The sequence below is a fragment of the Pseudomonas frederiksbergensis genome (genome assembly GCF_001874645.1).
Classification (GTDB): Bacteria; Pseudomonadota; Gammaproteobacteria; order Pseudomonadales; family Pseudomonadaceae; genus Aquipseudomonas; species Aquipseudomonas frederiksbergensis_B.
This window is the reverse complement of record NZ_CP017886.1, coordinates 3,864,098-3,877,537: the sequence shown is the minus strand read 5'-3', so window position 1 is coordinate 3,877,537 and position 13,440 is coordinate 3,864,098. Positions and strand designations below refer to the sequence as shown.

Here is a 13,440-nt window from a genome sequence, read left to right as displayed (position 1 = left end):
GTCAGTGCGCCTCCTCCAACTCATCGTGCAGCAACCCGAAGATCTCGCGCTTCATCTCGATGAACGAGCGTTCCATGACCATATCCAAAGTCCGTGGGCGCTCGATCGGCACGTCGAGAATCTGTTTGATCCGCCCAGGTCTCGCGCCCATGACGTAGACCCGGTCACCGAGCAGGATCGCTTCGTCGATGTCGTGGGTGACGAACAGCACGGTCTTCTTGCTGTTGCCCCAGACCCTTAGCAGCAGTTGCTGCATTTGCAGGCGGGTCTGGCTGTCGAGGGCGCCGAAGGGTTCGTCCATCAGCAGGATTTGCGGGTCGTTGGCCAAGGCGCGGGCGATGGCCACGCGCTGCATCATGCCGCCGGAGAGTTGCTTGGCGTAGTTGTCGGCGAAGCCGGTCAGGCCGACTTCATTGACGTAGTAGTCGACGATTTCCTTGCGCTGGGCCGCCGGCATGCCGCGACGCTTGAGGCCGAACTCGACGTTTTGCCGCACGGTCAGCCAGGGGAACAGCGTGTAGCTCTGAAAGACCATGCCGCGATCCGCGCCGGGGCCTTCAACGTGCTGGCCGCCGACGTAGATTTCCCCTTCCGTAGGTTCGGCCAGGCCCGCCGTCAGGTACAGCAGGCTGGATTTGCCGCAGCCCGAAGGCCCGACCAGCACGGCGAACTGCTGGTCCGGCACGTCGAACGAGACCTTTTCCAGTGCGGTGAAGATCCCGCCGTCAGGCTTTTGGTAACGCAGGCTGACCTTGTCCACTTGCAACCGTGGGGCGGCATGCACCGGCGCTACAGTGGGTGCGGCGAAGCGATGATTGGCGGCGGTTACTGAGCCCATGCGGCGATCCTCAGTCGAAGGAAACGGAACAGTTGATCGGTGACCAGGCCCAGCAGGCCGATGATCGCGATCGCCAGAAAGATCACATCCACCTGAAAGCCGCGCATGGCTTTGAGGCTCAGATAGCCGAGGCCACTGGAAGCGGCCACCAGTTCGGCGACCACCAGGTACGTCCAGGCCCAGCCCATGGTGACGCGCAAGGTGTCGAGCACACCCGGCAACGACGCCGGGGCGATCACATGCAGCACCGCGTCGCGGCGCTTGGAGCCCAGGGTGTAGGAGGCGTTGATCAGGTCCTTGGAGATGCCTTTGGAGACATCCGCAATCATCACCAACTGCTGGAAGAACACGCCGAAGATGATCACCGATACCCGCTGCTCAAGACCGATGCCGATCCACAGGATGAACAGCGGCACAAAGGAGGTCACCGGCAGGTAGCGAATGAAGTTGACCATCGGTTCGAGGAACGCCTGGACGATGCGGAAGCTGCCCATCAGCAGCCCCAACGGCACCGCCACCAGCGACGAGACGATGAAGCCGACCATCACCACTTCCAGGCTCGCCCAAACGTGGACCCCGAGTGTGCCGTCGCGCGCCAGGCGCACGGCGGCATCGAGCACCGCGCCGGGTGTCGGCAGGAACATGCCCGGCACCACGCCGCCGTAGGACAACCCGGCCCAGAGGCCGACCAGCAGCACCCAGGCCAGGCCGCTGGCGCTCCAGATCACCTTGACCGGCAAGCCGGTCTTGGGCGTGATGCAGCGGCTCAACCATGAATTTCGCTTGAACATGGCCACCTCCTACAGCGGGCTGACGAAACGGTTGTCGACCAGTTCATCGTGGCTGACGTTATACCGTTTGCCTTGCAGTTCGCTGGCGGTTTCGTTGGCGAGTTTGATCAGCGCTGCGCTGTCACCCGGTTTGCCCGGTGAGCCGAGGAGCTTTTCGCTCATGGCCTGATCGTAGAAGCGCACGCCTTTGGCGGCAGCGGCCAGTTCCTTCGGATCGGCAAGGTAACCGCCGACGCCTTTGGCCATGATCGCGTAAGCCTCGTCCGGATGTTCCTGGGTGTATTTCACCGCTTTGTACAAACCGGCGACCAACGCTTTGACGTCTTCCGGTTGCTTCTCGATGACCGAGCAGTTGAGCGCCACCACGTCGACGATCACGCCGGGGGTGGTGCTGCTGTCGATCAGCACTTTGCCTTGTTTCTTGTCACGGACCATCGACAGATGGGGTTCCCAGGTCACGGCGGCCGGCACACGACCGGCGATGAACGCGGTGGCGGCATCGTCGGCGGTCATGTTCTGCACGGTGATGTCGCTCATTTTCATGCCGTTCTTTTTCAGCAGGTACGAGAGCCAGAACTGCGAAGTCGAACCTTCGTTCACCGCGACCGCTTTGCCTTTGAGCTCTTGCAGGCTCTTGACGTCCTTGCCCACCAACACACCGTCGCCACCATGGCTGTCATCCAGAGCCGCTACCGCTTTGAAACAGAACTGCGGGCGATACTTGAGCACCTCATCGATGGTCGAGGCCGAGCCGGACAACTGACCCGAGGCCTGGGCGGCCATGTACATCGAGGCTTCTTCCACCACCGGCAATTCGACGGTCAGGCCGTTCTCCTTGAAGTAGCCCAGGTCCTGGGCGAGGTAGAGGGTGCCGTAACCGACCCACGTGGTGTGGCCGATGGACAGGGTGCCGGCCTGGGCGCTGGTGGCGACCCCGGCAGCGATGGCGGTGATCGCGAGGGGTTGAGCGAAACGGGTTAGCAAGGACTTGATCATGGAGCACTCCCACAGCTGTTGATTTAGTTTTGTCTTGGGCAGTACGGCCAGCGGCCTCGAACAGGGACAACGTGCGGTCTCTGAATGGACCTTGAGGTGGTCAGCGTTCGGCTGACTGGCGAGGTTGATGTTGGCCCAACGAAGGCCATAGGAAAACGAGGAAATATGTCGCCGCGAATGAAGAAAAACCTCGGTAGCGCGCACTGCAAAAGGGCGCCATGGACGGGGATGCCCGAGGTGGGTGCAGTGATGGGAAATGGTCTTTAAACATCAAAAGATCGCAGCCTGCGGCAGCGCCTACATTGGATCGACTTACATCCTGTAGGAGCTGCCGCAGGCTGCAATCTTTTCGGGATCACACCACCATCAAGTCAGATCAGAGCCGGCCGTATTCCTGCGCCGTACGATCCAGCGCACGCAAGGTTTTGCCGACCAGTTCATCCACTTCTTCACGCGTGGCAATCAACGCCGGGGCCATGATCATCCGGCCCAGCGTCGAGCGAATGATCACCCCTTCTTCGAAGCCCAAGGTGCGGCAGCGCCAGGCGATGTCGTTCTCGTTGGCAAAGCGTTTACGGCTGGTTTTGTCCTCGGCCAACTGCAACGCCGCGACCATGCCCACGCCCTGAATATCACCGACCAACGGGTGATTGCCGAACACTTCGCGCAGGCACTTTTGCAGGTACGGTCCGATATCATCCTTGACCCGTGTGACCACGCCTTCATCGCGCAAGGCCTTGAGGTTGGCAATCGCCACCGCTGCCGCCACCGGGTGCCCGGAATAGGTCAGGCCGTGGGCGAACACCCCGCCCTGCTCCACTAAAACCTGGGCCATTTTTTTCGACAGAATCAGCCCGCCCATGGGGATGTAGCCCGAAGTCAGGCCCTTGGCGATGGACAAGGTGTCAGGCTCGAAACCGAAGTGCTCGTGGGCAAACCATTCACCGGTGCGACCGAAGCCGCCGATCACTTCATCGGCGCACAGCAGCACATCGTACTTGCGGCAGATCCGCTGAATCTCCGGCCAGTAACTCTCTGGTGGAAAAATCATCCCGCCAGCGCCCTGGAACGGTTCAGCGATGAACCCGGCGACCTTGTCGGCTCCCAGCTCAAGAATCTTCTCTTCAAGTTGCTGTGCCGCCCGCAGACCAAACTCGGCCGGCGTGAGGTTGCCTTCGTGGGCGAAAAAGTACGGCTCGTCGATGTGCGCGATGTCCGGAATCATCCCGCCCATTTCGTGCATGAACTTCATCCCGCCCAGCGCCGCGGCGGCCAGGGTCGAGCCGTGGTAACCGTTCCAACGACCGATCATGACTTTCTTCTCGGGCTTGCCGAGGATCGTCCAGTAACGTCGTACCGTGCGGATCAGCACCTCGTTGGCCTCGGAGCCGGAGTTGGTGTAGATCGCGTGGCTGTAGTGCCCCGGCAGCAGACTGAACAGCAGCTCGGAGAGCTCGATCACCTGCGGGTGGGTGGTGTGGAAAAACAGGTTGTAGTACGGCAACTGCTCCAGTTGCTGGCTCGCCGCGGCGGCCAGGTCCTTGCGCCCGTAACCCAGGTTGGTGCACCACAGCCCGGACATGCCATCCAGATAACGCCGACCGTCGTTGTCCCACACATGCAGGCGGTCGCCACGGACCATCACCCGTGGCCCTTCGTCGTTGAGGGCTTTCTGATCGACGAACGCGTGGATGTGGTGCGCAGCATCGGCGGCCTGGTAGTCGCGGGTTTCACGTGGGGTAGTCATCGCCAGTTCTCCGTTTTTATTGTCAGCGCAGCTGAAACCAGGTGGTTTTCAACTGGGTGTATTTATCAAATGAGTGCAGCGACAGGTCGCGGCCAAAACCGGACTGCTTGCCGCCGCCAAAAGGCACCGTGACGTCGAGCGCATCGACACTGTTGACCGACACCGTCCCGGCGCGCAATTGCCGCGCCACGCGGTGGGCGCGATTGAGGTCGTCGGTCCACAGCGATGCGGCTAAACCATAGACGCTGTCATTGGCCAGTTGTAGCGCGTGGGCCTCATCATCGAACGCGGTGACCGCCAACACCGGGCCGAACACTTCGTCGCGAAACAACGGCATGTCCGGACTCACGCCAGTGAAAATCGTCGGCTGAATGAAGTTGTCCGAGCCGTTGAAAATAGACCGCTGACCGCCGCACACGCGCTTCGCGCCCTGGCGTTCAGCCTGCTGGATGAACTTCATGATTCGTGCCGTCTGACGTCGGTCGACAATCGCCCCGGCGGTGCTCGACGGGTCCAGCGGGTCACCCGGTTGCCAGCGCTCGACCTGAACCTTGAGGCGCTCGACAAACTCGTCATGGATCGAGCGCTCCACCAACAACCGCGAGTTGGCCGAGCAGACTTCGCCTTGATTGAAGAAGATCCCGAACGCGGCTTTCTGCGCCGCCAGGTCGAGGTCCTGACAATCGGCGAATACCAGATTGGCGCTCTTGCCGCCGCACTCCAGCCACACCTGTTTGAGGTTCGACTGCGCCGAGTACTGCATGAAGTATTTGCCGACTTCGGTCGAGCCGGTGAACACCAGACAATCGATATCCGGGTGCAAACCCAAGGCCTTGCCGGCTTGCTCACCGAGGCCCGGCAGCACGTTCAGCACGCCTGCCGGCACACCCGCTTCCAGCGCCAGCTCGCCCAGCCGCAAGGCGGAGAACGGCGATTGCTCAGCCGGTTTGAGGATCACCGAATTGCCGGCGGCCAGCGCGGGTGCCAGTTTCCACGCGGCCATGTCCAACGGGAAGTTCCACGGCACCACGGCAGCCACCACGCCGAGGGCTTCACGGGTGATGGTCGCCAGCACGTTCTGCGCACTCGGGGCGATCTGGTCGTAGAGTTTGTCGAGGCTTTCGGCGTACCAGCGAAACACCCCGGCGGCGCCCGGCACATCGATGGTGTAGGCGTCCATCACCGGTTTGCCCATGTTCAGCGAGTCGAGCAGCGCCAGCTCTTCGCGGTTGGCCATGATCAGCTCGGCCAAACGCAGCAGCACCTGTTTGCGCTCGCTGGGCGAACGCGCCGACCAGACGCCAGACTCAAACGCCTGTCGCGCACTGATCACCGCCGCATCGACGTCTTCATTGCCGCACGCGGCCACCTCGGCCAGAACTGCGCCAGTGGCCGGGTTGATCGCGGCAAAGGTCTGCCTGGATTGCGCCGGCTGTTGTTTGCCATCAATCAACGCCAACGTACGAAACTGCAGCGCGGCGGCCTGGCCTTGCCAATATTCAAGCTCGAACACGTTCAGATGCTCCTTGGACTTTTTATTGTGCAATGGAGGGTGGCTCAGGCTGCCGCTGAGGAAAAATAGTAAATATGTGGTCGCAAGCGATGAAAAAACTGGGCAGCCAAGCTCCCCACGTGCGTGCCATGTGGTTATTGTTCAAACACAACAATACCGTCGCCCACGTGGATAAGGGCGGTACGCACATTGCTTGGGTTCAGCTGTCGAGACTGGCATCGAACCCATCCACCCCGAGGTTTGCTGTGGCTGCCTACAATCTGCGTCAATTGAAGTACTTCATTACCACCGTCGAATGCGGCAGCGTCGCCGAGGCGTCGCGTAAGCTGTACATCGCCCAGCCGTCGATTTCCACGGCGATCAAGGGCCTGGAAAACAGCTTTGGCGTGCAGTTGCTGATCCGTCACCACGCCCAGGGCGTTTCCCTGACGCCCAGCGGCGCACGCTTCTACCGCAAGGCTCAGGAACTGCTGCGCATGGCCAAGGAGTTCGAACAGAACGCCCTGGCCGACAACGACGTGGTGTCCGGGCAGATCGATATCGGCTGCTTTGAAACGGTCGCGCCGTTGTACCTGCCGCAATTGATTGCCGGGTTCTCGGCGTTGTATCCGGGGGTGGAAATCCGCATCCGCGACGGTGAGCAGCAAGAGCTGGTGCAGAATTTGACCTCGGGCGCTTTCGATCTGGCGATCCTTTACGAGCACGATCTGGACGGCACCATCGAAACCGAGCCACTGATGCCGGCGCAACGGCCTTACGCACTGCTGCCGGCCGATCATCGTTTTGCCCAGCAAGCGCAGGTGTCCCTGCGTGACCTGTGCCTGGAACCGATGATTCTGCTCGACGTGCAGCCGAGCCGAACCTACTTCGTCAGTTTGTTTGAAGAACTCGGATTGACGCCCAGAATTGCCTTCAGCTCGCCGTCGATCGAGATGGTGCGCGGGATGGTTGGCCAGGGTTTCGGCTTTTCGATTCTGGTCACCCGGCCGCATTCGGAATGCACCTATGACGGGCAGAAAGTGGTGTGCGTGGACATTGTCGAGGAGGTTACCGGTTCGGGGTTGGTGGCGGCCTGGCTCAAACGCGGGCAACTGACCAAACCGGCGCAGTTATTTGCGGATTATTGTCGGGAGCAGCTCACCGCGAAGGGCCGTCCATGAGCGGACGCAGAGCGTCCATTGAGGCATTCCCACGCAGAGCGTGGGAACGATCGGCGTGTTGGGCGTTACGCCAACAACCCCAACTCCTTGGCCCGGGCCACGGCCTGAGTGCGGCGTTCGACACCGAGCTTGCTGTTGATGTGGCTGGCGTGGGTCTTGACGGTGTGCAGCGAGATAAACAGCTGATCGCTGATTTCCTGGTTCGAGCAGCCTTGGGCGATCAATTGCAGTACGGCCTGTTCGCGGGCGCTGAGCGTTTCACCGGCGTGCTGCGGCTCAACCATCTCGCGGGCAGCGGCTTGGGGCAAGCGTTCGATCAGGCTCTCACGCAGTGCACCGGCCGGACACTGCGCCAGTTGCTCACGCAGCCAGTCCGGGCGTTCGCGCAGTAACCATTCGAAGGGTTGCAGGACGCCTCCGGCCGCGGCCTCGAAGGCCTGCCCCAAGGCCAGGCACGCTTCGGGTTCACGGCCATTGTTCAGCAGCAGCGCCACCTTCTGACTCAATGCCATCACGCTGAGCATCTGCCTTCCGGTCTTCTGCCCATGTCCCAGCAGTGCGTTCAAACGTCCTTCGGCCAGCATCGGCTGCCCTTGAATGGACTCCAGCAGCGCTTGTTGCAATTCGATGTGCAGCGGCATTTGCGGATGAAACTCCGGCGGCGCCGCAGCTTGCTCGCCGTTGTAGGTCTGGCCGAGTCGCGCCAGCCAGGCTTCGGCCAGATCGGTGCGGCCCTGAGCCAGCCAAAGCTCGCATTTCACCAGCGTAATCATCGCCAGGTAGTAAATCGGCGGCACGTCCCAGATGTGCATCAGCCGTTCGGCCTCGGCCAGTTCGGCAAACGCCCGGGCGAACTCGCCGTTGCTGCCTTCAAGCTTGGCGATCACACAATGACCGATCAGCACGCTGATATCGCGACAGGCCCGCGCTTCGTTCAACCCCGTCCGCAAACGCGCCAGCCCGGCCTCGGGCTGCACACGCAGGGTCAGCAGAAAACCTTCATACAAAGTCAGGCGTGCGCGAACCGCGTACAGCCGCTGCGGCGATAAGCCCTGCAAACGTTGCTGGCCCTGATGCACTTCGTCCAGCGAACGGAGAATTTCCCCGCGCGCTTGCAGCACCCGTGCCCGGTCGTAATGGGCCAGCGCCTCGAACAGCGGATTACCGACCCGTTGCGCCAGCTCCAGCGACTCACGGTTCAACCCCCGGGCGCGCCACAGATCCGCGTCGGCGATCGCCAGGTTGGACAAGGTCGACAGGCACATCAAGCGCTGCCCGTAGCGCTTGTGCGGCAGGCTCTCCAGCGCTTCGGTGCAATACAGCAGCGTCAATTCGCGCTGGCCGCGACCACGGGCGATGATCCCGCTGAGTGCCAGCCACTGCGCCAACATGGATTTCTGCGCGGTGGCCGACGGTGCCGGCAGGAAGCGACTCAAGTGGTTGGCCAACTCTTCAGCCGCATCGAGTTGGCAGGCCAGACCCAGCGCCCAGCTGTACAGCACAATCAGCCGCGGGGTGCTGATCAGCAGGCTGTCAGGCAAGTCCATTTTCCAGCGCAGCAGCATGCCGACGTTCTGTTCGGCCAGCAGCTGTTCTTCGGAAAGGTTCTGCACCAGGTTCGCCGCTACATCCAGGTGCCCGGCGCGCAATGCCTGCTCCACCGCTTCATCGAGCAAACCCTGGGCGTTGAACCAGCGGCAGGCGCGCAGGTGCAGGCTGGCGGCGGGCACCATGGCATTAGCGATCGGCCGACTGCGTAACAAATCAGAAAACAGATGGTGATAACGGTACCAATGCCCATGCTCGTCGAGCGGCACCAGGAACACTTGATGGGACAGCAGAAAGCGCAGGATCTCGGCGCTGTCATGGGCCTCGCGCACCGCATCGCAGAGTTCGCTGCAAAAGCGCTCTTGCGGTGCGGTGTCGTACAGAAATAACTGCACCTCGGCGGGCAGGCAATCGATGACTTCTTCAAGCAGGTAGTCGCGTATCAAGCCTTCGCCACCGTGCAGCGGCTGCGGCAACGCGCCGCCATTGCGCGCTTCAGAGGCGGCCAGCAACCAGAAACGCAGCCCCGCGACCCAGCCTTCGCTGCGCTGGATCAGACTTTCCAGCGCCTCGCCGCGCAATGAACTGCTGTGTCGATCAAGCAGGGCCAGGGATTCGTCATGGGTCAGGCGCAGCTCCTGTTCGCTCAGCTCAAGCAATTGCCGCGACAGGCGCAAACGCGCCAGGTGCCAGTCGGGACGCTGGCGACTGGTCACCAGCACCAGCAGGCCATCGGGCAAATGATTGAGGAAAAATTGCAGGCAGCGATCGAGCACCGGGCCCTGGGCCAGATGGTAGTCATCCAGAACCAGCAGCAGCGGCGTGCTCGGTGACAGGTAAGTGGCCAGCTCATCGAGCAGCCCGTCCAGCCATTCTTCGAAGGCGAACGGTTGATGGCGTTGACGCATTTTCAGCAGGCCAAGGGCCTGCCTGCCCAGCGGTGGAAAATAGTTTTGCAGGCCTTCAAGCAGCCGTTCGAGGAAGCGCCCGGGATCGTTGTCGCGCGGACTCAACCCCAGCCAGAGGCTTTGCCAATGCGCCGGCAGGTTCTGACAGAACTCCACCGCCAATGAGCTTTTACCGAACCCCGCCGGCGCGCTGACCAGCAGCAATCGCCCTTGCAACCCGGCACTCAGCCGCTCGCACAGGCGAGGCCGCAGCACATAGCCGTCGGGCAAGGGTGGCCGGTAAAAGCGCCCCTCCAGCACAGGTATCGCCGCGCTGGAGGGCCTTGGGATTCGGAACAGGTCAGTCATAGCCAACTCTTGTTGAAGTGCTGTTGTCGGCATTGCAGCTGTCCGCAGACTAGCGGTAAACCGAATGGGATTGAAGGTTCCTGCTACAAATGGCTACAAAAAGACTACGAATCAAAAGATCGTCCGAACGCGGCCCGAACCTCCGGCAGCTCCTGCGTTGGGTCGGCGTACATCCTGTAGCTGCCGAAGGCTGCGATTTTTTTTTGGAAAAAAAAACGCCCCGAACCAGTCGGGGCGTTTTTCGAGGATGCGGCCTCTGGGTTACGACACGTTAGCGAACGCCGTCCTGAGCCAGCGCAGCCGGGGTGAAATCACTGGTGCTCGCGGTGAAGCCGAAGTCATATGCCCGTTTCTCTTCGTTCTTCATGCCCAGCGCCAGGTAGCGGCCAGACTGCAGGTCGTAGAGGGTTTCCAGGGCGTACCACGGCACTTGCTTGTCGTAGTAGTTCTCGGAATGCGCCTCGGCCACACGCCACAGTTGACCACGACCGTCGTAGTGATCGATGACCGAGGCTTGCCAGGTGTCTTCGTCAATGTAGAAGTCACGCTTGGCGTAAATGTGACGCTGACCTTCCTTCAGCGTGGCAACCACATGCCAGACACGACGCAGTTCGTAACGCGCCAGGTCCTGGTTGATATGACCGGCCTTGATGATTTCGTCGTACTTGAGCGTCGGCGAGTCCAGCTTGTAGCTGTCGGAGGCGATGTACATCTCTTTCTTGCCTTCGAGCTTCCAGTCGTAACGATCCGGGGCACCGTTGTACATGTCCAGGTTATCGGAAGTACGCAGGCCGTCGGCAGCCGTACCCGGACCGTCATACGAGACTTGCGGGGCACGACGTACACGACGCTGACCGGCGTTGTAGACCCACGCCGAACGCGGTTCCTTCACCTGGTCGAGGGTTTCGTGAACCAGCAGCACACCACCGGCCAGACGTGCCGGCGCGGTCACTTTCTGCTTGAAGTAGAACAGGATGTTGCCCGGGTTTTTCGGGTCGTAATCCTTCATTTTGTCGCGGAACACGAACTGATCCTGGAAGTACACCAGGCTGTACGAGCCGTTCGGCTGCGGCGTGGCCTGGGTCACCAGACGGGTCACGCTGCCGCCGCGATAGCGGGTGATGTGGTTCCAGATGACTTCGACACCGCTTTTCGGAATCGGGAACGGCACGGCCGTTTTGAAGTTCTCCAGACCGTTGCCGCCGGACACCAGGTTGGTGTTGGTGGCGTTCTCCTTGATGGCGGCGAACACGTCATCCGGCACAGTCGCGCCGCGATGGGACGGGTAAACCGGCATTTTGAAGGTGTCCGGGTAACGCTTGAACATCGCGTATTGGCCCGGCGCCAGTTTGTCTTTGTACTGGTCGACGTTTTGCGCGGTGATGGTGAACAGCGGTTGCTCACTGGCATACGGGTTGGACAGGAAGCCCTTGCTGTCGACGGCGCCGGCGTTTTTCGCCATGGGTTTCCAGGCCGGGATCGAGCCATCGGCATTGCCTGCCATTTCCGCACCCATCGGCGTCAGGCTCTTGCCCAATTTGTCCGCTTCAGCTGCCGGAACCGCCGCCATGACCGCGCTGGCCAGCAGCGAAAGCCCAAGGACACCCGCTTGCAACAGACTTTTGGTTACTTTCATAGTGTTGTTCGTCCTGAAGATGCAGTGCTTAGAAGTTCACGCCGACGCTGAGCGCAACGAAGTCGCGATCATCCACGGTGCTGTACTTGCCGCCAAAGAAGTTGGTGTACGCGAGGCTCGCGGTGTAGGTGTTCTGGTACTCGGCATCGAGCCCCAGGCTGACCGCTTTACGACCTTCCTCGAAGTTGCCGCCAGGACCTGGCGAATAACCGCTGACGTCATGGGACCAGGCCACGTTCGGCTTGAGGTTCACACCGGCGAATACGTCCGGGTATTCCCAAATGGCCCGGGCGCGGTAGCCCCAGGAGTTGGCGGTGGTGAAACCATCGTTGTTGCAGTTGCTGCTACGGTTGTTGGTCGCCGCACCCGCCCCCGCACCGTTGATGGTGGAGGTGTTGAGGATCTGCGAGCAGGTATCCAGGCCACCCGTGGCGGGCAGTTCGCCTGGGCCGAAGACCGGATCGCGGCCATAACGGACATCGGACGTGCTTTCCAGGCCACCGACGTGAGTCAGGCCGACTTCACCCACCAGGGTCAGACGCTGGGCGCCCATGACCTGATCGAAGAAGTGCGTGAAGGTGGTCTGGATCTGGGTGATTTCCTTGCGGCGATAGCCGTGCAGGTCTTCCCCTGGAACACCCTGGAGCAACGAAGCGTTGGTCAGCGCGCCACCCAGCGGACGAATACCGGCGAACAGGATATCGGTGGAGTTCAACTGCACCGGCGCATTCGGCCGGTAGCTGATCTCACCGCTCCACGCCGTACCGGTAGGCAGGGTGGTGGAGAAGCTCAGACCATAGAGGCGGATGTCTTCCGGGTACTCGACGAAGTATTGCGAGTTACCCGCGACCAGCAGCGGCCCGAGGGCCTGGAACGGTCCGGGCAATGCCTTGACACCGTTATAGATCGACTGCGGAGCACCGGTCGCACTGAAGATCGGTGCACGGCTGTGGTAGTTCATGAAGTAGGCACCGAACTCGGTGTCCAGCGGATCGAACATGTACTTGAAGGCCGCGCCCCACTGGCCGCTGTTGCTCGCCTCGCGGTCTTGCCCGCGACGCACCAGTACCCCCTCTTCGTTGACGTTGACACCATTCGCAGCCAAGGGCCCCAATGCGATGGCCGGGATGGTCGAACGCTTGTTCAGTACGCGCAGATTGTCGGTGCAACCGTTGGCAATAATGTCTGGCTGGGAGAAGAAGGTGCCGCAGTTGTCGACAACGGTCTGGTCCCAGCCGATCTGGTAGAACGCTTGAGCCGACAGGCTCTCGGTCAGGCTTTGCGAGATGTAGAACATGTTGACCGGGATCAGGCCTTCCTTGATCTCGGCACCGGGACGACGGAATGCGGACACGTCGATCGGGTTGATCGAGTTGATGCCGCCGCCGATGAAGGTACTTTCACCCCAGTTGACCACCTGTTTGCCCAGGCGTACGGAACCCGGCTCATCGGCAATGGAGTAGTTGTGGTAGACGAAGGCGTCGAGGATTTCCCCACCCGACGACTTCGCGCCTTCCTTACGGCCGTCATTGCTGACGTTCTTGAATTCCAGGTCCTGGTTTTGCAGCGCGAAGTCGTACCAGTATTTACCGCGTACGAAAACGCCGGTATCGCCGTATTTCAGTTCGAGGTCATGGATGCCCTTGAAGATCTTCGAAAAGGCTTGCCCGCTCTTGAAGTTCAAGTGACCGTCGTCGGAGGTCTGGGACAGGCCCTTGCCACCGTTGTTGACACCGATCAGGTTCTTGTTCGGTTGCTGGGTAGACACACTCATCCCCAGGGAGAGGGACGAGTCGAACTGACCTTCGATTTCACCGACATTGAAACTGACGCCGAATGCGGGCCCGGCGAGCGTAGAGGCGAGACTGACCGCCAGAGGCAGTTTTGCCCGGCGCCAGAACTGGTTTACTGATGTCATCGACGCTACTCCATGTGCTTTTATTGTTATGGCAGTG

At 61.1% G+C, this 13,440-nt stretch carries 9 protein-coding genes; 1 reads left to right on the top strand and 8 read right to left on the bottom strand.

Annotated features, from left to right (window positions below; all coding sequences use genetic code 11):
• Window position 1: 1 nt before the first annotated feature.
• The 5 genes from BLL42_RS18605 to BLL42_RS18585 all read right to left on the bottom strand — a co-directional run bounded on the left by BLL42_RS18605 (window position 2) and on the right by BLL42_RS18585 (window position 5,885).
• Complete coding sequence (locus tag BLL42_RS18605; RefSeq protein WP_071553389.1) at window positions 2-838, bottom strand: ABC transporter ATP-binding protein; 837 nt, start codon at window positions 836-838, stop codon at window positions 2-4.
• A complete protein-coding gene (locus BLL42_RS18600) occupies window positions 826-1,629 on the bottom strand; it encodes an ABC transporter permease (RefSeq protein WP_071553388.1) in 804 nt (267 codons plus the stop codon). The genes BLL42_RS18605 and BLL42_RS18600 overlap by 13 nt, the downstream gene beginning before the upstream one ends.
• 9 nt (window positions 1,630-1,638) lie before the next feature.
• Window positions 1,639-2,625 carry an ABC transporter substrate-binding protein gene (locus BLL42_RS18595; RefSeq protein ID WP_071553387.1) on the bottom strand — a complete coding sequence of 329 codons (987 nt, stop codon included), beginning with the start codon at window positions 2,623-2,625 and terminating at the stop codon, window positions 1,639-1,641.
• A gap of 376 nt (window positions 2,626-3,001) precedes the next feature.
• Complete coding sequence (locus tag BLL42_RS18590) at window positions 3,002-4,372, bottom strand: aspartate aminotransferase family protein (RefSeq protein ID WP_071553386.1); 1,371 nt, start codon at window positions 4,370-4,372, stop codon at window positions 3,002-3,004.
• A 22-nt stretch (window positions 4,373-4,394) separates the two neighbouring features.
• A complete protein-coding gene (locus tag BLL42_RS18585) occupies window positions 4,395-5,885 on the bottom strand; it encodes an aldehyde dehydrogenase (RefSeq protein WP_071553385.1) in 1,491 nt (496 codons plus the stop codon).
• A 245-nt stretch (window positions 5,886-6,130) separates the two neighbouring features.
• On the opposite strand from BLL42_RS18585, the gene BLL42_RS18580 reads away from it, so the two are divergent.
• Window positions 6,131-7,045, top strand: coding sequence for a LysR family transcriptional regulator (locus BLL42_RS18580; RefSeq protein ID WP_071555792.1), 915 nt, complete (start codon window positions 6,131-6,133; stop codon window positions 7,043-7,045).
• Between the two features lie 65 nt (window positions 7,046-7,110).
• Here the strand turns inward: BLL42_RS18580 and BLL42_RS18575 are convergent, their stop codons facing one another.
• The 3 genes from BLL42_RS18575 to BLL42_RS18565 form a co-directional block, all read right to left on the bottom strand.
• Window positions 7,111-9,849, bottom strand: a complete 2,739-nt coding sequence (locus BLL42_RS18575) for a winged helix-turn-helix domain-containing protein (protein WP_071553384.1) — start codon at window positions 9,847-9,849, stop codon at window positions 7,111-7,113.
• A 271-nt stretch (window positions 9,850-10,120) separates the two neighbouring features.
• Window positions 10,121-11,485, bottom strand: a complete 1,365-nt coding sequence (locus tag BLL42_RS18570) for a DUF1329 domain-containing protein (RefSeq protein WP_071553383.1) — start codon at window positions 11,483-11,485, stop codon at window positions 10,121-10,123.
• 28 nt (window positions 11,486-11,513) lie between these two features.
• A complete protein-coding gene (locus BLL42_RS18565) occupies window positions 11,514-13,403 on the bottom strand; it encodes a DUF1302 domain-containing protein (protein ID WP_071553382.1) in 1,890 nt (629 codons plus the stop codon).
• Window positions 13,404-13,440: the final 37 nt, after the last annotated feature.

Coding starts and splice junctions, on each gene's coding strand:
- BLL42_RS18605 (WP_071553389.1), bottom strand. CDS start 838: ATGGGCTCAGTAACCGCCGCCAATCATCGCTTCGCCGCACCCACTGTA.
- BLL42_RS18600 (WP_071553388.1), bottom strand. CDS start 1,629: ATGTTCAAGCGAAATTCATGGTTGAGCCGCTGCATCACGCCCAAGACC.
- BLL42_RS18595 (WP_071553387.1), bottom strand. CDS start 2,625: ATGATCAAGTCCTTGCTAACCCGTTTCGCTCAACCCCTCGCGATCACC.
- BLL42_RS18590 (WP_071553386.1), bottom strand. CDS start 4,372: ATGACTACCCCACGTGAAACCCGCGACTACCAGGCCGCCGATGCTGCG.
- BLL42_RS18575 (WP_071553384.1), bottom strand. CDS start 9,849: ATGACTGACCTGTTCCGAATCCCAAGGCCCTCCAGCGCGGCGATACCT.
- BLL42_RS18570 (WP_071553383.1), bottom strand. CDS start 11,485: ATGAAAGTAACCAAAAGTCTGTTGCAAGCGGGTGTCCTTGGGCTTTCG.
- BLL42_RS18565 (WP_071553382.1), bottom strand. CDS start 13,403: ATGACATCAGTAAACCAGTTCTGGCGCCGGGCAAAACTGCCTCTGGCG.